A 20077-nucleotide genomic window follows, 5' to 3' on the forward strand; every position below is an offset into this window, starting at 1 on the left:
GATTGTAACAGATAGCACATTCACTTTGGACCCCTAAACTGGGGTACGGTTCCTATGACACAAGAGATTAATCTAAAAAGCGAGATCACAGCAACACAAACCGGTCTAAGATTAGACCAAGCATTAGCAGGTTTGTTCCCTGACTATTCTCGCACACGCATCAAGGAATGGATCCTATCTGGTGCAGTTACTATTGACGGTATCACAGTCGACAAGCCACGGGAAAAGGTTTTCGAGTCTCAGTTGGTAGAAGTGGAGGCCACACTTGAAGAAGAAGTACGGGCTCAAGCTCAAGATATCGAGCTGAATATCGTTTATGAAGACGAACACATTATTGTTGTTAATAAGCAAGCTGGTTTAGTTGTTCACCCTGGTGCGGGTAATGCCGATGGCACTTTAATGAATGCATTACTGCATCATTGCCCTGATATTGAGCATGTCCCAAGAGCCGGTATTGTGCATCGTTTAGATAAAGACACGACTGGATTGATGGTGGTTGCCAAAACCGTTGAAGCACAAACTCATTTGGTTGCAGCCTTGCAAGCGCGTGACATTGTACGTGAATATGAAGCCATTGTACTTGGTACTATGACTGCGGGTGGCACCGTTGATGAGCCGATTGAACGTCATGCCACAAGACGGACACAAATGGCGGTGATTCATGGTGGTCGTCCATCTGTAACTCACTATCGAGTCGCTGAAAAGTTTCGTGCTCATACGCGTTTACGTTTACGCCTTGAAACCGGTCGTACTCACCAAATTCGTGTACACATGGCACATATTGGCCATGTGTTGGTTGGCGATCCAGTTTACGGCGGCCGCCCAAGACCCCCTAAAAATGCTAGCCCTGAGTTTTTTGAATTACTCAAAGGCTTTACCCGCCAAGCGTTGCATGCGGTGCGTTTAGAATTAGCGCATCCGTTTACCTGCGAAATCATGACTTGGCATGCGCCAATTCCTGATGACATGGTGGAGCTGACCAAAGCATTACGTGAAGATACGCAATTAAACCCTATTGAGTATTTATAATGCTCCAGCACGATTGGCCTTTACCTGATAATGTCGCAATAGCGATGACTGATCGACATGGTGGTATGAGTTTTCCGCCATTTGACAGTTTAAATTTAGGGTTACATGTTGGTGATAATCAACAGCATGTTTTGGCTAATCGTGCTTCTTTACGCCAGCGGTTATCTTTACCTGCAGAGCCATTTTGGCTCGAGCAAGTGCATGGTGTAGATGTAGTGAATATGGCGCATCTAAAACTGAGTGATTCAGTGAGGGATTCTACAAGCCTTTCACCGACAAAAGCTGATGCAAGTTACAGTAATAAAGCAGGTGACGTGTGTGCAGTCATGACTGCAGACTGTTTGCCTGTGCTGTTATGTAATCAACAAGGTACTGAAGTTGCTGCCGTGCATGCAGGCTGGCGCGGGTTGTGTGCTGGCGTGATTGAACAAGCGGTTGAATTATTTGACTCATCCACTGCAGATTTAATTGCTTATCTTGGTATCCGCAATCGGACCTGCTGCTTTTGAGGTCGGCGCAGAAGTACGCGATGCTTTTATGCAAAAACACCCTCAAACCGCGCAATATTTTACTCCTCATCATAACAAGTACCTTGCTGATTTACCGAGCCTTGCTTCGTTACGTTTAGCGCAAATTGGTGTAACACAAGTATTTAATGCAAACGTGTGTACTTTTAATAATTCTGATTATTTTTCTTACCGTCGCGATCATCACACCGGCCGCATGGCGTCACTTATCTGGCTAAAATCATAATAATTTGTTCGAGTTCAAAAAATAGACGATTTATTGATCTAGATTAATTTTTAAGCTTGAATTAAAAAAAATAGCCCCCATCTTTAAAGTAACAAATTATTCATTTCTGAATTAATTTCCTATTACGTAAGTATCAGATCCTAGGAGGTTATATGAGACTCGATCGTATGACTAATAAGTTTCAAATTGCTATTTCTGATGCCCAATCATTAGCCTTGGGGCGCGATCATCAATTTATCGAACCCACTCACTTAATGATGGCGCTATTAAATCAAGATTCTGGCTCTATTCATCCATTATTAACCCAAGCTGGCATTCGTGTTAGCGCGCTTCGCTCTGCAGTGACTCAAGAGTTAGAGCGTTTACCACAAGTCGATGGTACCGGTGGCGATGTTCAATTGTCTCAGGGATTAATCCGTCTACTGAATTTATGCGACAAGCTCGCCCAAAAACGTAAAGACAAATACATTTCGTCTGAATTGTTTGTGCTTGCAGCCTTAGAAAACAACGATTCATTGTCAAAAGCATTAAAAGAGTCGGGTGCTAGTAAAGAACTCATGGAAAAAACCATTGAGGATATGCGTGGAGGTCAAAAAGTTGATGACCCAAATGCAGAAGACCAACGCCAAGCATTGAAAAAGTTTACTGTTGATTTAACCGAACGCGCAGAGCAGGGCAAACTGGATTCCGTGATTGGTCGCGACGATGAAATTCGCCGCACCATTCAGGTATTGCAACGCCGTAGTAAAAACAACCCAGTATTAATTGGTGAGCCAGGTGTCGGTAAAACGGCCATTGTTGAAGGTTTAGCTCAACGAATAATTAATGGCGAGGTGCCAGAAGGCATTAAAAACAAGCGGGTGTTATCACTCGACATGGGCTCGTTGATTGCGGGTGCAAAATATCGCGGTGAGTTTGAAGAACGTCTCAAAGCAGTATTAAACGAATTGTCGCAAGAAGAAGGGCAAGTCATCTTATTTATTGATGAGTTGCATACTATGGTGGGGGCAGGTAAAGGCGAAGGTGCCATGGATGCCGGTAATATGTTAAAGCCTGCTCTAGCCCGTGGTGACTTACATTGTGTTGGCGCCACAACGTTAGATGAGTATCGCCAATACATTGAAAAAGATGCTGCACTTGAACGCCGTTTTCAAAAAGTGATTGTTGATGAGCCAAGTGTTGAAGACACCATCGCTATTTTGCGTGGTTTAAAAGAGCGCTATGAGTTGCATCATCATGTTGAAATTACCGATCCTGCCATTGTTGCCGCTGCAACCATGTCACATCGTTATATTTCAGATAGAAAGTTACCCGATAAAGCCATCGACTTAATTGATGAAGCGGCATCGAGTATTCGTATGCAAATCGACTCTAAGCCAGAGGCGTTAGACAAATTAGAGCGTCGTGCTATTCAGTTAAAGCTAGAAGAGCAAGCACTCAGTAAAGAAACCGATGACGCTAGCCGTAAACGTTTAGATTTTTTACAGCAAGAGTTAAAAGAAGTAGAAAGCCACGCTGCTGAGCTCAATGAAATTTGGCATACTGAAAAAGCAGCTCTTGCAGGCACTCAGCATATTAAAGCCGATCTTGAACAAGCTCGCTTAGATTTAGAAGTCGCAAGAAGGGCGGGTGATTTAACTAGAATGTCCGAATTGCAGTATGGGCGGATCCCTGAACTTGAAAAACAGCTCGATTTAGCGTCACAAGCTGAAATGCAAGATATGACCTTATTACGTAATAAAGTCACTGATGTTGAAATTGCAGAAGTGTTGTCAAAAGCAACAGGTATTCCCGTTTCAAAAATGCTTGAAGGTGAGCGCGAAAAACTCTTGCACATGGAAGATGCATTACACGAGCGGGTTATTGGACAACATGAAGCCGTTGATGCGGTATCAAACGCCATTCGTCGTAGCCGTGCAGGTCTTGCTGATCCACAGCGCCCTATTGGTTCATTTTTGTTCCTTGAAGTCAACGGGTGTCGGTAAAACCGAATTATGTAAATCACTGGCTAAGTTTTTGTTTGATACCGAATCGGCATTGGTGCGTATCGATATGTCCGAGTTTATGGAAAAACATACCGTGTCACGTTTAGTCGGTGCACCTCCCGGGTATGTCGGGTATGAAGAAGGTGGCTATCTAACAGAAGCGGTTCGACGTAAACCTTACTCGGTTATTTTGCTTGATGAAGTTGAAAAAGCGCATCCAGATGTGTTTAACATTTTACTGCAAGTGCTAGATGACGGCAGGTTAACCGATGGCCAAGGCCGTACGGTTGATTTTAAAAACACCGTTATCATCATGACATCTAACTTAGGTTCAGACCGGATCCAGGAAAGCTTTGGTCGTGCCAGTTATGACGAAATGAAACAAAGCGTGATGGAGGTGGTGATGCAAAACTTCCGCCCAGAGTTTTTAAACCGTGTGGATGAATCTGTGGTGTTCCATCCATTGGACGCCGAGAACATTAAACACATTGCTAGTATTCAACTTGAACTATTGCGTAAACGATTGGCAGAAAAAGAGTTTGATATTCAGTTAACTGATGCGGCGTTATCGCTAATCGCCGAAGCCGGGTTTGATCCTGTTTATGGTGCGCGGCCATTAAAACGTGCGCTACAGCAAGAGGTTGAAAACCCATTGGCGCAAAAGCTCCTTCGCGGACAATTATTGCCAGGTAAAATGATTAATGTCGATGTCGTCGATGGACAGTTAGTATTTGAGCAATAAGCTAACGGTGTAAAATAAAAAAGGAGCGAAAGCTCCTTTTTTATTTGAGTGTTTGATATTTAATCTGAGTTAGGGGTAATACCAATCCGCATTAGCATTTGCTCTTTTAGCGAAAATGATCAGTGAGGTATTCGAGGCAGCCTTTTGAAGACATAGTCGTTCTCGGCAACTGCTCCTGCGTTGCTCTATCTCCTGCATCCATGCAGTCGTACGTTAAGAAAGGCTAACAAAGAAGACCACTCTGATAAAGTCGCCCTTCGGGGCTGTGTCACAACCCCCATTACTGCTTCAAATGACTTTGATGTAGCGACTATTGTAAGTTGATTCAATGCAGATAGCAGGGCAAAGGATCGTTTGAAAGTCGTTTATTATCACGAGCTCAGGTTATTGACAAAATAACTTTACCCGTTCAGTGTTTTCGGCAATCGCAGCTTGTCTTTGCTCTTCTGTCATGGCAACGGTTTCGCCAGTTTCTTTATTCTGTTGGTTTAACTGGGTATGAGTCGTTAATACATTAAGGCTGTGTTTAGCACTTTCGCAAATTTCTACAGCTTGTTTTTGGTCTTGTGCATTAATGATCTGTGCCGACTTTTCTAAATCAGTCATCTCTTTAGTGGGTGGCGTTTTTCTTTGCGGAGTACGAGTCCCTATTTTGGCAGGTTCCATATCTTCGCTATAAATTAATGTAGCATCTACATCTTTAGGCGGCTGCTGACTGTAATGCACTACGCCAGCTTTATCAACCCATGTATAAATGGGTTCAGCATACAAAAAACAGCAGAAGGTAATAACGATTAAACTAATAACTAAACGAAAAGTTCCCATGTGAGTTCCCAAGGCTAAAATGACGCTATGCTTGATTGTTCCAAAATATGCTATCTTGAGTATAAATCCAACATCTAAAACAATATTGTTTAAAGTGTATGCAAAATTCATCCAATCAAACAGTAAAAAATAAAGGTATTTACTTATTACCTAACTTATTTACCACAGCAGGACTCTTTTCTGGGTTCTATGCCGTGATTTCATCTATGAATGGTCACTTTGAATCTGCTGCAATAGCAATTTTTATTGCGATGATTTGTGATGGACTAGACGGAAGAGTCGCTAGACTCACTAATACACAAAGCGACTTTGGTGCCGAATACGATAGCATGGCCGACATGGTGTCGTTTGGGATGGCTCCAGCAATATTAGTTTATAACTGGGCTTTACAAGATTTAGGCAAAATAGGTTGGTTGGCTTCTTTCATCTATTGTGCTTGTGCCGCATTACGGCTTGCTCGGTTTAATACACAAGTCGGTGTAGCTGATAAACGCTTTTTTCAAGGGCTTGCAAGTCCAGCCGCTGCCGCATTAATCGCCGGAAGTATCTGGAGTGGCAGCAAATATGATATCGATCCAACAAACATTAGCTATATGGTAGCCTTTGTCACTGCCTTAACAGGCTTGTTAATGGTAAGTAATTTTAGATATCACTCATTTAAAGAAGTCGATTGGCGCGGTAAAGTCAATTTCATCGTCATGTTATTATTGGTTGGCGTGTTTGTTGTCGTTTCTGTCGAGCCGGCGATTATTTTGTGCTTAGGCTTTTATATATATGCATTGTCAGGCCCATTCATTACAATTAAGACCATTAAAAAGTTAAAGGTTGAACATATTGTTGGGGATGAGCCAGTAGATGCTAATGAAACAGAACCGCAGCAAGACACGGCAGAACCTCATGACGAAGACAAAGCCCAAGCAAAGCCAACAAAGGATAATCCACAATAGTATCGCTTCCAAAATCAACCTGATAACTGCTAAGTTGTATCATTATAAATAACGCCATTAATTCGATGGCGTTATTTTTTTTAAAAGCATCACTTTTTGATCCCATAGACTGTATATGTACTATAGTTAAAGTCTGCCCAAAATAACTAACGGTTAATGTCTGCGCAGACTTGGAGTGCTTGAACATAGTTTGCTTTTAAATAGATGCTAAAAACATCTCGCCGCCTCATTTAAAGCTACAGTGACATTTCATATAGAGTTTATTTCTATTAGAAGGTAGAGAGTGATGACTGGCAGGATTGTAATGAGGTTCACTATCTTCGCTTAATCATATATCGGTATCGTCATTATCAGCACTCACTTACTTATCAAAGTCTGTTCATCATGTTAATGAGACCGAAAATAACTGGCCTTTATAGTCTATTTAACCGTAAAAGCTCTCTGTATTGGCTTTTGTGTTGAGCTTTTAACCGTTTTTAATGCGTTCTGTTCGAATAGTGTTCGCTTGAACTGTTTTTAGAAAAAACTGTTAAAAAAGGGGTTGCACTAAATCTCATGGTGCCTATAATGCGCATCCACTGACACGGCAGACAGCGAAAGCAGTCACCAGGTTAGGTTGAATTAAGTGCTTAAAAACATTGTATTCAACAGCGAAAAGAAAGTTTGAAAAAACACTTGACGCCAACACGGGAAAGCGTAGAATACGCCTCCCAAGCCAACGACCTAGCGTCTAACGGCGGTGCATGAAATAAGGCATCAACGCTCTTTAACAATCAAAACAAGAAATCTGTGTGGACATTCACAGGTGTTGAGTTATTCGAAATTGTCTTCTTGTTCTTCGGAATGTAGGCAATCAAAAAATTTAAACTCAATGCAACGATGAATGTTCATAGCAATATGTACAAAAGATTTGTTTCACTTCGGTGAGATAAGCAATCAGAATTCATTGAGCCGAGACTTTGTCTCGAAAAAACTTTAATTGAAGAGTTTGATCATGGCTCAGATTGAACGCTGGCGGCAGGCCTAACACATGCAAGTCGAGCGGTAACAGAAAGTAAGCTTGCTTACTTTGCTGACGAGCGGCGGACGGGTGAGTAATGCCTAGGGATCTGCCCAGTCGAGGGGGATAACAGTTGGAAACGACTGCTAATACCGCATACGCCCTACGGGGGAAAGGAGGGACCTTCAGGCCTTTCGCGATTGGATGAACCTAGGTGGGATTAGCTAGTTGGTGAGGTAATGGCTCACCAAGGCGACGATCCCTAGCTGTTCTGAGAGGATGATCAGCCACACTGGGACTGAGACACGGCCAGACTCCTACGGGAGGCAGCAGTGGGGAATATTGCACAATGGGGGAAACCCTGATGCAGCCATGCCGCGTGTGTGAAGAAGGCCTTCGGGTTGTAAAGCACTTTCAGTAAGGAGGAAAGGTTAACGATTAATACTCGTTAGCTGTGACGTTACTTACAGAAGAAGGACCGGCTAACTCCGTGCCAGCAGCCGCGGTAATACGGAGGGTTCGAGCGTTAATCGGAATTACTGGGCGTAAAGCGTGCGCAGGCGGTTTGTTAAGCCAGATGTGAAATCCCCGGGCTCAACCTGGGAATTGCATTTGGAACTGGCGAACTAGAGTCTTGTAGAGGGGGTAGAATTCCAGGTGTAGCGGTGAAATGCGTAGAGATCTGGAGGAATACCGGTGGCGAAGGCGGCCCCCTGGACAAAGACTGACGCTCATGCACGAAAGCGTGGGGAGCAAACAGGATTAGATACCCTGGTAGTCCACGCCGTAAACGATGTCTACTCGGAGTTTGGTGCCTTGAGCACTGGGCTCTCAAGCTAACGCATTAAGTAGACCGCCTGGGGAGTACGGCCGCAAGGTTAAAACTCAAATGAATTGACGGGGGCCGCACAAGCGGTGGAGCATGTGGTTTAATTCGATGCAACGCGAAGAACCTTACCTACTCTTGACATCTAGAGAAGCCGGAAGAGATTCTGGTGTGCCTTCGGGAACTCTAAGACAGGTGCTGCATGGCTGTCGTCAGCTCGTGTTGTGAAATGTTGGGTTAAGTCCCGCAACGAGCGCAACCCCTATCCTTATTTGCCAGCACGTAATGGTGGGAACTCTAGGGAGACTGCCGGTGATAAACCGGAGGAAGGTGGGGACGACGTCAAGTCATCATGGCTCTTACGAGTAGGGCTACACACGTGCTACAATGGCGTATACAGAGGGTTGCAAAGCCGCGAGGTGGAGCTAATCTCACAAAGTACGTCGTAGTCCGGATTGGAGTCTGCAACTCGACTCCATGAAGTCGGAATCGCTAGTAATCGTAGATCAGAATGCTACGGTGAATACGTTCCCGAGCCTTGTACACACCGCCCGTCACACCATGGGAGTGGGCTGCAAAAGAAGTGGGTAGTTTAACCTTCGGGAGAACGCTCACCACTTTGTGGTTCATGACTGGGGTGAAGTCGTAACAAGGTAGCCCTAGGGGAACCTGGGGCTGGATCACCTCCTTACCTATACGACTAGCTCGATACTTGGTAGGCAATAAACTGCATCCGTGCGTTTATTGCACACAGCACATCCATGTGCTTGAGTGTTCACACAGATTGCTTGTTAACTTCTTCGGAAGTAGAGCGAAAATGCCCCGCGAGCCGGTAAGCATTGTTCTTTAACAATTTGGAAAGCTGATAGTACTAACTAAAAGGCGCATAAATGACGATTCGTTGTTGTTTGTGTGATTAGGTTAGTGCGAAAAACGTTAATGCGAAAGCATTAACACTTGAGTTCTCAAAACACTGTTTAAGTGTCTTGAATATTCTAAAAACTAAGGCGATTTCGTGTGCGAAAGTGCATGAATTATCAAAGTAAAAACCAGCTGGTCATGATATGACCCAGAGTTCACGTAAGTGAAACTCATTTGGGTTGTATGGTTAAGTGACCAAGCGTATACGGTGGATGCCTTGGCAGTCAGAGGCGATGAAGGACGTAGTAACTTGCGAAAAGCGTTGGCGAGCTAGTAACAAGCATTTGAGCTAACGATGTCCGAATGGGGAAACCCACTCACATAAGTGAGTATCTGCACATGAATACATAGTGTGTAGAGGCAAACCCGGGGAACTGAAACATCTAAGTACCCGGAGGAAAAGAAATCAACCGAGATTCCCCTAGTAGCGGCGAGCGAACGGGGATTAGCCCTTAAGTCAGTGGGGTGTTAGTGGAATGTGTTGGAAAGCACAGCGGCACAGGGTGATAGCCCCGTACACGAAAACTAACCATTGATGAAAACGAGTAAGGCGGGACACGTGACATCCTGTTTGAATATGGAGAGATTCATCCTCCAAGGCTAAATACTCCTGACTGACCGATAGTGAACCAGTACCGTGAGGGAAAGGCGAAAAGAACCCCTGTGAGGGGAGTGAAATAGAACCTGAAACCGTATACGTACAAGCAGTGGGAGCGGTTCTTGAGACCGTGACTGCGTACCTTTTGTATAATGGGTCAGCGACTTACATTTTGTAGCGAGGTTAAGCGAATAGCGGAGCCGTAGGGAAACCGAGTGTTAACTGCGCGTTTAGTTGCAAGGTGTAGACCCGAAACCCGGTGATCTAGCCATGGGCAGGTTGAAGGTTGAGTAACATCAACTGGAGGAATCGAACCGACTTATGTTGAAAAATGAGCGGATGACTTGTGGCTGGGGGTGAAAGGCCAATCAAACCGGGAGATATCTGGTTCTCCTCGAAAGCTATTTAGGTAGCGCCTCGTACGAACACCATTGGGGGTAGAGCACTGTTAAGGCTAGGGGGTCATCCCGACTTACCAACCCTTTGCAAACTCCGAATACCAATGAGTGCTATACGGGAGACAGACGGCGGGTGCTAACGTCCGTCGTCAAAAGGGAAACAACCCAGACCGTCAGCTAAGGTCCCAAAGTGTATGTTAAGTGGGAAACGATGTGGGAAGGCTTAGACAGCTAGGATGTTGGCTTAGAAGCAGCCATCATTTAAAGAAAGCGTAATAGCTCACTAGTCGAGTCGGCCTGCGCGGAAGATGTAACGGGGCTAAACATACCACCGAAGCTACGGGTGCATTTCATTAGAGATGCGCGGTAGAGGAGCGTTCTGTAAGCGGTTGAAGGTGAAGGGGTAACCCACACTGGACGTATCAGAAGTGCGAATGCTGACATGAGTAACGATAAAGGGAGTGAAAAACTCCCTCGCCGAAAGACCAAGGGTTCCTGTCCAACGTTAATCGGGGCAGGGTGAGTCGACCCCTAAGGTGAGGCCGAAAGGCGTAATCGATGGGAAACAGATTAATATTTCTGTACTTTTGCTAACTGCGATGGAGAGACGGAGAAGGCTAGGCTAGCGCGGCGTTGGTAGTCCGCGTTTAAGGTGGTAGGCTGATTTCTTAGGCAAATCCGGGAAATCTTAAGGCCGAGAGCTGATGACGAGTCACTAAGGTGATGAAGTAGTTGATGCCATGCTTCCAGGAAAATCTTCTAAGCTTCAGGTTAGTAGAAATCGTACCCCAAACCGACACAGGTGGTCGGGTAGAGAATACCAAGGCGCTTGAGAGAACTCGGCTGAAGGAACTAGGCAAAATGGTACCGTAACTTCGGGAGAAGGTACGCTCCTGACGGTGATGAGACTTGCTCTCTAAGCTGTTGGGAGTCGCAGATACCAGGTGGCTGCAACTGTTTATCAAAAACACAGTACTGTGCAAAATCGCAAGATGACGTATACGGTATGACGCCTGCCCGGTGCCGGAAGGTTAATTGATTGGGTTATCCGTAAGGAGAAGCTCATGATCGAAGCCCCGGTAAACGGCGGCCGTAACTATAACGATCCTAAGGTAGCGAAATTCCTTGTCGGGTAAGTTCCGACCTGCACGAATGGCGTAATGATGGCCACGCTGTCTCCAGCCGAGACTCAGTGAAGTTGAAATTGCGGTGAAGATGCCGTATACCCGCGGCTAGACGGAAAGACCCCGTGAACCTTTACTATAGCTTGGCACTGAACATTGAACCTACATGTGTAGGATAGGTGGGAGACTTTGAAGCATGAACGCTAGTTTGTGTGGAGTCAATCTTGAAATACCACCCTTGTAGTTTTGATGTTCTAACCGCGGCCCCTTATCGGGGTTCGGGACAGTGCCTGGTGGGTAGTTTGACTGGGGCGGTCTCCTCCCAAAGAGTAACGGAGGAGCACGAAGGTTGGCTAAGTACGGTCGGACATCGTACGGTTAGTGCAATGGCATAAGCCAGCTTAACTGCGAGACATACACGTCGAGCAGGTACGAAAGTAGGTCATAGTGATCCGGTGGTTCTGAATGGAAGGGCCATCGCTCAACGGATAAAAGGTACTCCGGGGATAACAGGCTGATACCGCCCAAGAGTTCATATCGACGGCGGTGTTTGGCACCTCGATGTCGGCTCATCACATCCTGGGGCTGAAGTCGGTCCCAAGGGTATGGCTGTTCGCCATTTAAAGTGGTACGCGAGCTGGGTTCAGAACGTCGTGAGACAGTTCGGTCCCTATCTGCCGTGGGCGTTGGATGATTGAAGGGGGCTGCTCCTAGTACGAGAGGACCGGAGTGGACGAACCGCTGGTGTTCGGGTTGTTATGCCAATAGCATTGCCCGGTAGCTACGTTCGGGATCGATAACCGCTGAAAGCATCTAAGCGGGAAGCGAGCCCTAAGATGAGTCATCCCTAGAGCTTTAAGCTCTCTAAAGAGTCGTAGGAGACTACTACGTTGATAGGCAAGGTGTGTAAGCGTTGTGAGGCGTTGAGCTAACTTGTACTAATGACCCGTGAGGCTTAACCATACAACCCAGATGGGTTTTACTGATACTTAGTATTAGAATAGAGCACTTAAGTGGTGTGTAGAGACTCAAAGCAATCAGCTTTTCGAATTATTATTTAATGCTCTATGTAGCATTAGATAGAGGAGCAATTTATCAAATACATCCATGTATTTGACCCTAACGAGCCGCACTAAAGTGCGTTAAAAATTTGTTCCGTACAATTTTTTGTCTGGAAACCATAGAGCTGTGATTCCACCTGATCCCATTCCGAACTCAGAAGTGAAACACAGTATCGCCGATGGTAGTGTGGGGTCTCCCCATGTGAGAGTAGGTCATTTCCAGACGCCTAATAAGTACGAAAGCCCGTTGCTAATGCATCGGGCTTTTTTACGTCTCGAATTTGAGTTTTATACATCAATCTGTATTTATCAAATTGAGCAAGATAGCAGTGTGGTCGATATGCCCATGTGAGAATAGGTCATTTACAGACGCCTAATTGATTCGACGTTGCTAACGTAACGGGCTTTATTACGTCTGGAATTTGAGCTTTTGCATCATACCAATTCGCATTAGACTTTGCCCATATTAGCCCTGTCTCGTGTGCACAAACTTTTTACCCTGTCATTGCACTGACTAAACGTATTCCAAGCACTGCAACACTGTTCAACGATATCGTTATAACCTAAAACCTATTTACCAAACAATGCTGTCTTAACCATTGCCATACCTGCTCTATTGGGTTTTGCTCTGAGGAATAATACCAATCCGCATTAATAAGTGATCTCTCATAATGCTTACAATGGCTTTTGATTACAGTAGTCATGGTTTTCCCTTTCAAATAGCGATAACGCAGAACAAAAGCTGCAGGGGTATTCCATTCAGGCGAGCTTTAAAAGGGCTTACACTGCGTTGCATGACTTCTAAAGAGATCACTACACATATAGTCATGGCCTTGTTTAAGCCTTTTGAACACTCGCTGAGTCAAAACTAATTAACGCGGAATGGTATGATTACTCAAAGTATTGGAGATATTGCTAGTTAATTTCAATATTACATTTTCTGGTTTAATAAATACGCTAGTCTGCCTGAAAAAACTGCAATTAAACTGATATTTCAAAAAAGTACTTTACCTTTGGAAGGGGTTTTAGCATAATGCCCTCGTCAACAGGGGTGTAGTTCCAATTGGTAGAACAGCGGTCTCCAAAACCGATGGTTGCGGGTTCGAGTCCTGCCACCCCTGCCAAATTTAGAAGGCCTAGCAGTAATGCTAGGCCTTTGTCTTTTCTGAATTTTAATTTCAACGTCCTACCAACTTATTACCTAGTTAATCTCTTGCTCATTAACTTCATATACAAATAGATTAAATCATTCGTGTCTGTTCTAATTCGCTTTCGGGAATACTTCGACAAAATATGACCTTTGGGCTAGTGCTAGGTTTCCCCTGATAATTTTGTGTCTGTGTCTTTTGCATTCGCATTATCATTAACTTTGGTAAGTATTAATTTCGATGTTGTGATTGATTTCTCTTAGTCAGTTTTAATAGTGAATTAACATGGGCAAGTCGGTTATGACTTATCGTCAGTATATGCTGTGCCATATTGATGAGGTCATGTTCGCCGTATCGGTTAAGTTCATTTGTTTGTGTTAACTTGAGGGTTTAATTACTATAGTTAGGTAACTGTCGAAATATTATCATAATAAGGTGCTTTGATGAGGTTGTTGTATATTGAATATTTCGACGTGTTTTTCTAATGAAAGTAGGGTTTATGAAAGAAAGAACAAAAGTTAAAGCGAACATTTTTAAAGCGCTTGGCCATCCAACTCGCTTGTGGATAGTTGAGCAACTGGCCGATGGCGAAAAATGTGTCTGTGAATTTGTAGAGGAAGTTAATGTTGATTTCTCGACAATTTCTAAGCATTTGGCTGTATTACGTCATGCTGGTGTTGTGAATATGGACAAGCGTGGCAAACAAATTTTTTACTCATTAAAAATGCCATGCTTGCTGAGTTCGTTAGATTGCATTGATGTTGTATTGAATAACCAAATTCAGCAACAGATCACATTAATGGATTAATTTTTATCTTACATTTGGTCAAAAGGTAAAATGACCAATTGAGTGAAGCATCATTAATCGGAGAACTATTATGGAAATTAAAATACTCGGCACAGGGTGTACTAAGTGTCAAAAGCTTGCAGAAGCAGCTGCCGAAGCGGCAAAAGTGCATAACCTAGATTTTCAGATCTCAAAAGTGACAGATATTGCCCAAATTATGGATTATGGTGTGATGTCGACGCCAGCTTTAGTGGTTGATGAGCAGGTTGTGATGAGTGGCCGTTTAGCCAGTGTTGAAGAAATTGTTGCGCTGCTCAAACCTTATGCAAAATTCTAATTAGACGGAGGCTCTATGAATGCTAAAACCATCGTTAGGTTTTTGTTATTGAGCGTTGTTTGTCTAGGCGTTGCTTTAGTTGGCTACCAGCAATTTACTGCATCAGCGGATAACGGTAATGACTCCGTCAGTGTGAAGCAACAACTCAAAGATGGCATTAATGTTTATTACTTTCATGGTAATCAGCGATGCACCACATGCGTTAGGATGGAGGGGTTCACTAAAGACACCTTGAACCAATATTTTTCGCAACAAGTCAACGATGGCCAAGTTCAATTAAATATCGTCAACGTAGACTTAAATGAAAACCAGCACTTCATTGATGACTACCAATTAATCTTTAGAACGGTTGTGATTGCCAACGCTAAAAATGGTGTTGAAACAGATTGGCGCCGTTTAGATAGGATATGGGAACTTGCTAATGATGAAGCAGCCTATCAAGGTTATTTAGCGGAAGAGATTGACTCAATGATACAGCATTCTCATGGATGAATGGTCAATTATGTTGGTGTCGGCATTTTGGTTCGGCATCTTAACATCTATTAGTCCGTGCCCATTAGCGACAAATGTCGCGGCGATTTCGTATATCAGTAAAGGTGTTCAATCGCCGCCTAAAGTGATTTTTACTGGGCTGGCTTATACTTTAGGACGCATGCTTAGTTACTTGGCCTTAGGTGTAATATTGGTTGGCAGTTTACTGTCGGCGGTGTCATTGTCGGTAGTATTGCAAAAATACATGAACCTGTTACTGGGACCTATTTTAATTCTAGTGGGGATGTTTTTGCTGGAGTTACTGACCTTACGCTTACCGGGCAAGGGAGATTTAATCGAAACCCTAAAAGCCAAAATTAACCCACAAGGTTACGTTGGGGCGTTATTACTTGGGGTATTGTTTGCCTTGTCTTTTTGCCCTACATCAGCGGCATTATTTTTTGGTTCACTATTGCCTCTGGCATTGGAGTCTCAGTCGAGTATTGCGCTTCCGGCTATTTATGGCATTGCTACCGGTTTACCCGTGTTGTTATTTGCGATCCTGTTAGGGATTAGCGCAAATAAAGTGGCGAGTGCCTATAACCATTTGATGACATTTGAACATTGGGCTAGAAAGATCACCGGTGGGGTATTTATTGCGATTGGTGTTTACTACGTTTGGAGTAATATATTTGCCCCCATTTTGATGATGTAATATGGCAATAACACGCTATTTACTGTATTGCCGATGGATATAACGTTGATTTGTTTATCACGAGTGAGTCAGAAAGCACTAAAAGCGAGTTTTAGTGCTTTCTGTAACCGTTAGATTGATAACCGCAGTGCAAGTGCCGCGAGCGTGACAAATAACACGGGTAAGGTCATTACTATTCCGACTTTGAAATAGTATCCCCAACTAATTTTAATGTCTTTTTGAGCCAAAACATGGAGCCACAACAAGGTAGCTAAGCTACCGATTGGGGTGATTTTAGGACCTAAATCACTGCCGATGATATTGGCGTAAATCATTGCTTCTTTAATCACGCCAGTGGCATCACTACCATCAATAGACAAGGCGCCAACCAGAACAGTTGGCATGTTATTCATGATGGATGATAAAAACGCGACTAAAAAGCCTGTACCCATGGTCGCAACCCAAAGCCCTTGCTGAGCAAAACTATTTAATATGCTAGATAAGTAGTCGGTTAACCCTGCATTACGCAGACCATAAACCACTAAATACATACCAAGCGAAAACACCACAATTTGCCATGGGGCACCACGAATTACTTTACTGGTGTCGATGATGTGTCCCATTTTAGCCACGACAAATAAAACAAATGCGCCTACCGCAGCCACTAAACTGACAGGCACGCCAAGTGGTTCTAGGCCAAAAAATCCAACTAACAGCAGCGCTAATACGCCCCAACCGGTTTTAAAGGTGTGTAAATCTTTAATCGCCTCTTTGGGTTGGCGCAGCTTTTGTACGTCATAAGTGGCAGGAATATCTTTACGGAAAAACCAATGCAACATGATTAAGGTGGCAATAATGGCTGCTATATCAACAGGAACCATAACCGCGGCATACTGATTAAACCCAATATCAAAAAAGTCAGCTGACACGATATTAACCAGATTAGAGACAATTAAAGGCAGACTTGCGGTGTCTGCAATAAAGCCAGCTGCCATGACAAAGGCTAACGTTGCCCCTTTGCTAAAGCCTAATGCTAATAACATTGCGATGACGATAGGGGTTAATATGAGCGCGGCACCATCATTGGCAAACAATGCAGCGACACTGGCACCTAATAACACAATATAACTAAATAATAACCGTCCACGGCCGTTGCCCCAACGTGCAACATGAAGCGCTGCCCATTCGAAAAAACCTGACTCATCTAATAATAAACTGATAATAATAACTGCAATAAATGTGGCTGTTGCATTCCAAACAATATCCCATACAACGGGGATATCGCCTAAATGCACTACACCTAACATCAAGGCGAGTATTGCCCCTAAAGAGGCACTCCAGCCAATGCCTAAACCCTTAGGCTGCCAAATTACTAACACTATGGTAAGAACAAAAATTGCTCCGGCCAACCACATATAACCTCCTAAAATGATAGTTATTACCTACCGTAAATCATAAAAATCTCGCTATTTTAATCATTGGTTTAAACTTGGTGCACCAATGCGCATGTTGCTGTGTACTTTTACTCGCAGCGTTTAGCGAAGTCATCAAATCACGACTTTGATTTGACAGTCTCATATTTTCAAAATCTCAGTTGAATATAACATATATGAAAATCCGTATGTACTATACACTTGATATTAACAGAGTCAATCATCTTGAGTATTAATAGAGTGATTATAAAAATTAGAAAATGCTTAAATAACAATTTGTTGTTTGCCATCACATTTTGGTACTAATCATCGCCATCGTTCACAAATATATTACAACAAGGCTACAATAAAAGCGGTTTATTGATCTTAATCGCAGATATATAACGTAATGTGTATATATTATTTCCCATACCCTTATAAGGAGTGTGGATAATGAGTCAAAAAAATCAAGTCAGCATTGGTCGGCGTCAGCTGCTCAAATCAACCGCGGCAACGACGGCATTAACCGGTCTGGGTGGGACGTTATCGTTTACACCCATTGTCGAGAGTATTGCTGCAGAATTACCAGCACCTTTGCTACGAACAGGTACCGGAGAGTGGGTAGCCACTACCTGCCAAGGTTGTACTTCTTGGTGTGCAAAACAAATCTATGTCATGGATGGTCGAGCGGTAAAGGTTCGTGGTAACCCTAGCTCTGGTGTACATGGTATGTCGAGTTGTCCTCGACAACACTTGAGTCTACAGCAGGTTTATGACCCAGATAGATTGCGTACGCCAATGATGCGAACCAATCCTAAAAAGGGTCGAGATCAAGATCCTAAATTTGTACCGATCTCGTGGGACAGAGCACTCGACATGCTAGCAGAAAAAATCATTGAGTTACGTGCAAACAACGAAACTCACAAGTACGCACTGCTACGAGGGCGATACTCCCATATTAATGATTTACTTTATAAAAAAATGACTCATCTTATTGGATCTCCAAACAATATATCCCACAGTTCAGTATGTGCAGAAGCCCATAAAATGGGACCATATTATTTAGACGGTAACTGGGGTTACAACCAATACGATATTAACAATGCTAAATTTATTTTGTCTTTTGGTGCCGATCCTATCGCCAGTAACCGTCAAGTATCGTTTTACTCTAAGTCTTGGGGAGATGCCCTAGAGCATACAAAAGTCGTTGTCGTTGATCCAAGATTTTCAGCTTCTGCGGCGAAAGCGCATAAATGGGTGCCTATTGAGCCTGGCCAAGACAGTGTTTTGGCACTCGCCATTGCCCATGTAGCTTTAGTTGAAGGTTTATGGCACAAGCCTTTTGTTGGCGATTTTATTGCGGGTAAAAACCTATTTAAGGCTGGAGAAAGTGTTGCTAGCGAAAGCTTTAAAGAAAACCATACTTACGGTTTAGTTGCTTGGTGGAATGAAGCACTCAAAGATTACACGCCTGAATGGGCAAATAAAATAACGGGTATCGATCCTAAAACCATTATTGCTATAGCCAAGGACATGGGGGCGGCGGCTCCCGCTGTGCAAGTCTGGACATCTCGCGGCGCGGTGATGCAAGTGCGAGGAACCTACACTTCAATCGCCTGTCATGCCTTAAATGGCGTATTTGGTGCAATTGATAGTAAAGGTGGGTTATTTCCGGGCAACAAAATACCTTTGTTAAAAGAATATCCAGATGACGGTGCTTATTTAGATAGCATTGCTAAAGCAGGCACCAAGAAAGAAAAAATTGATCAACGTGGTCGTCTTGAATTCCCAGCATTAAAGAAAGGTAAATCGGGGGGTGGGGTGATCACCGCCAATGCCGCTAACGGTATTCGTAATCAAGATCCATACAACATTAAGGTGATGCTGGCTTATTTCAATAACTTTAATTTCTCTAATCCAGAAGGACAGCGTTGGGATGAAGCCTTAACCAAGGTGGACTTTATGGCGCACGTTACTACTAACGTTTCTGAGTTTAGTTGGTTTGCTGACGTACTATTACCATCGAGTCACCACATGTTTGAAAAGTGGGGCGTGTTAGATTCTATTGGTAATGGGGTACATCAAGTATCCATACAACAACCGTCAATAAAACGTTTGTGGGATACACGAATTGATGAGTCTGAAATTCCTTATATGCTTGCCAAAAAGCTTGCTGATAAAGGTTTTGATGCACCATGGCGTTATATTAACGAACAAATTCTTGATCCTGAAACTGGTAAGCCGGCTGAAAACGAAGCGGACTTTGCCAAAGTGATGGTTAAATTTGTTACCGCACCACTATGGCAAGGAGATGCATCTAAATACGGTGAAAAACTAAACTCTTGGGATGAGTTCGTTCAAAAGGGAGTATGGAATAGTAGTCCTTACAAACTTGAATCCCGTTGGAGCAAATTTAAAACAGCAACCCACAAGTTTGAGTTTTTCAGTAAAACATTAGAAAAAGCCTTACAAGGTCATGCCGACAAACACAAAGTCAGTATTGATGATGTCATGCAAGCCTGTGATTACCAGGCTCGTGGTCAGCTAGCCTTTGTCCCCCATTATGAGCAACCTTATCGTTTTGGTGATGAAGCGCAATTCCCATTGTTATTAGTGGATCAAAAATCTCGTCTTAATAAAGAAGGCCGTTCAGCAAATAGTCCATGGGTTTACGAGTTTAAAGATGTCGATCCTGGTGATGTAGCTAATCAAGATGTTGCTAAATTTAATCCTATTGACGGTAAAGCATTGGGGCTCAAAGACGGTGATGATATTCGGATCTCAAGCCCAGTTGGTTCGTTAACGTGTAAAGCCAAGTTATGGGAAGGAGTGCGTCCTGGTACGATTGCAAAATGCTTTGGACAAGGCCATTGGGCTTACGGTCGTTATGCCAGTACTGAGTTTGGTGTCACCGCGAGAGGTGGTTCAAATAATGATCTTATTGCTGATAAATACGACCGGTTAAGTGGTGCGTCGGCATTTTATGGTCATATCCGTGTTCGTGTTGAGAAAGTATGAG

At 43.6% G+C, this 20077-nt stretch carries 9 protein-coding genes, 1 tRNA gene, 3 rRNA genes and 3 pseudogenes; 13 read left to right on the plus strand and 3 right to left on the minus strand.

What is annotated here, in order from left to right:
- Positions 1-54: 54 nt before the first annotated feature.
- The 3 genes and pseudogenes from rluD (at position 55) to clpB (ending at position 4509) form a co-directional block, all read left to right on the plus strand.
- Positions 55-1029, plus strand: a complete 975-nt coding sequence (gene rluD, locus N4T56_RS01735) for a 23S rRNA pseudouridine(1911/1915/1917) synthase RluD (protein WP_261732022.1) — start codon at positions 55-57, stop codon at positions 1027-1029.
- Positions 1029-1782, plus strand: a pseudogene (gene pgeF / locus N4T56_RS01740) (peptidoglycan editing factor PgeF). The gene rluD and the pseudogene pgeF overlap by 1 nt, the downstream one beginning before the upstream one ends.
- Positions 1783-1934: 152 nt before the next feature.
- Positions 1935-4509: pseudogene (gene clpB / locus N4T56_RS01745) on the plus strand (ATP-dependent chaperone ClpB).
- Positions 4510-4893: 384 nt separating this feature from the next.
- On the opposite strand, the gene N4T56_RS01750 reads toward clpB, so the two are convergent.
- The gene (locus tag N4T56_RS01750; RefSeq protein ID WP_261732023.1) at positions 4894-5334 is read right to left on the minus strand and encodes a DUF4124 domain-containing protein; all 441 of its coding nucleotides are present in this window, start codon (positions 5332-5334) and stop codon (positions 4894-4896) included.
- Between the two features lie 98 nt (positions 5335-5432).
- On the opposite strand from N4T56_RS01750, the gene pssA reads away from it, so the two are divergent.
- The 4 genes from pssA (at position 5433) to rrf (ending at position 12434) form a co-directional block, all read left to right on the plus strand.
- Positions 5433-6281: a CDP-diacylglycerol--serine O-phosphatidyltransferase gene (gene pssA / locus N4T56_RS01755; RefSeq protein WP_261732024.1), complete on the plus strand. Its 849-nt coding sequence runs from the start codon at positions 5433-5435 to the stop codon at positions 6279-6281.
- 976 nt (positions 6282-7257) lie between these two features.
- Positions 7258-8798 (plus strand): 16S ribosomal RNA (locus N4T56_RS01760).
- A 415-nt stretch (positions 8799-9213) separates the two neighbouring features.
- Positions 9214-12111, plus strand: a 23S ribosomal RNA gene (locus N4T56_RS01765).
- Positions 12112-12318: 207 nt separating this feature from the next.
- Positions 12319-12434, plus strand: a 5S ribosomal RNA gene (gene rrf, locus N4T56_RS01770).
- The 16S, 23S and 5S rRNA genes sit together here, the layout of an rRNA operon.
- Positions 12435-12659: 225 nt before the next feature.
- Here the strand turns inward: rrf and N4T56_RS01775 are convergent.
- Positions 12660-12847: pseudogene (locus tag N4T56_RS01775) on the minus strand (IS630 family transposase); the annotation flags it as partial.
- 409 nt (positions 12848-13256) lie between these two features.
- Here N4T56_RS01775 and N4T56_RS01780 point away from each other — a divergent pair.
- The 5 genes from N4T56_RS01780 to N4T56_RS01800 all read left to right on the plus strand — a co-directional run bounded on the left by N4T56_RS01780 (position 13257) and on the right by N4T56_RS01800 (position 15667).
- A tRNA-Trp gene (locus N4T56_RS01780) sits at positions 13257-13333 on the plus strand.
- A 523-nt stretch (positions 13334-13856) separates the two neighbouring features.
- Positions 13857-14165, plus strand: a complete 309-nt coding sequence (locus tag N4T56_RS01785; protein WP_160054028.1) for an ArsR/SmtB family transcription factor — start codon at positions 13857-13859, stop codon at positions 14163-14165.
- Positions 14166-14235: 70 nt separating this feature from the next.
- Complete coding sequence (locus N4T56_RS01790) at positions 14236-14481, plus strand: thioredoxin family protein (RefSeq protein ID WP_160054029.1); 246 nt, start codon at positions 14236-14238, stop codon at positions 14479-14481.
- 15 nt (positions 14482-14496) lie between these two features.
- The gene (locus N4T56_RS01795) at positions 14497-14973 is read left to right on the plus strand and encodes a nitrophenyl compound nitroreductase subunit ArsF family protein (RefSeq protein WP_261732025.1); all 477 of its coding nucleotides are present in this window, start codon (positions 14497-14499) and stop codon (positions 14971-14973) included.
- On the plus strand, positions 14966-15667 hold the full coding sequence (locus N4T56_RS01800) for an aromatic aminobenezylarsenical efflux permease ArsG family transporter (protein ID WP_261732026.1): 702 nt from the start codon (positions 14966-14968) through the stop codon (positions 15665-15667). The genes N4T56_RS01795 and N4T56_RS01800 overlap by 8 nt, the downstream gene beginning before the upstream one ends.
- Before the next feature lie 110 nt (positions 15668-15777).
- On the opposite strand, the gene N4T56_RS01805 is transcribed toward N4T56_RS01800, so the two are convergent.
- A complete protein-coding gene (locus N4T56_RS01805) occupies positions 15778-17061 on the minus strand; it encodes an arsenic transporter (protein ID WP_261732027.1) in 1284 nt (427 codons plus the stop codon).
- 450 nt (positions 17062-17511) lie between these two features.
- Between N4T56_RS01805 and arrA the strand changes: the two genes are divergently transcribed.
- Positions 17512-20076, plus strand: coding sequence for an arsenate respiratory reductase molybdopterin-containing subunit ArrA (gene arrA, locus N4T56_RS01810; protein ID WP_261732028.1), 2565 nt, complete (start codon positions 17512-17514; stop codon positions 20074-20076).
- Position 20077: the final 1 nt, after the last annotated feature.

The sequence above is a fragment of the Shewanella phaeophyticola genome (assembly GCF_025398315.1).
Taxonomy (GTDB): domain Bacteria; phylum Pseudomonadota; class Gammaproteobacteria; order Enterobacterales; family Shewanellaceae; genus Shewanella; species Shewanella phaeophyticola.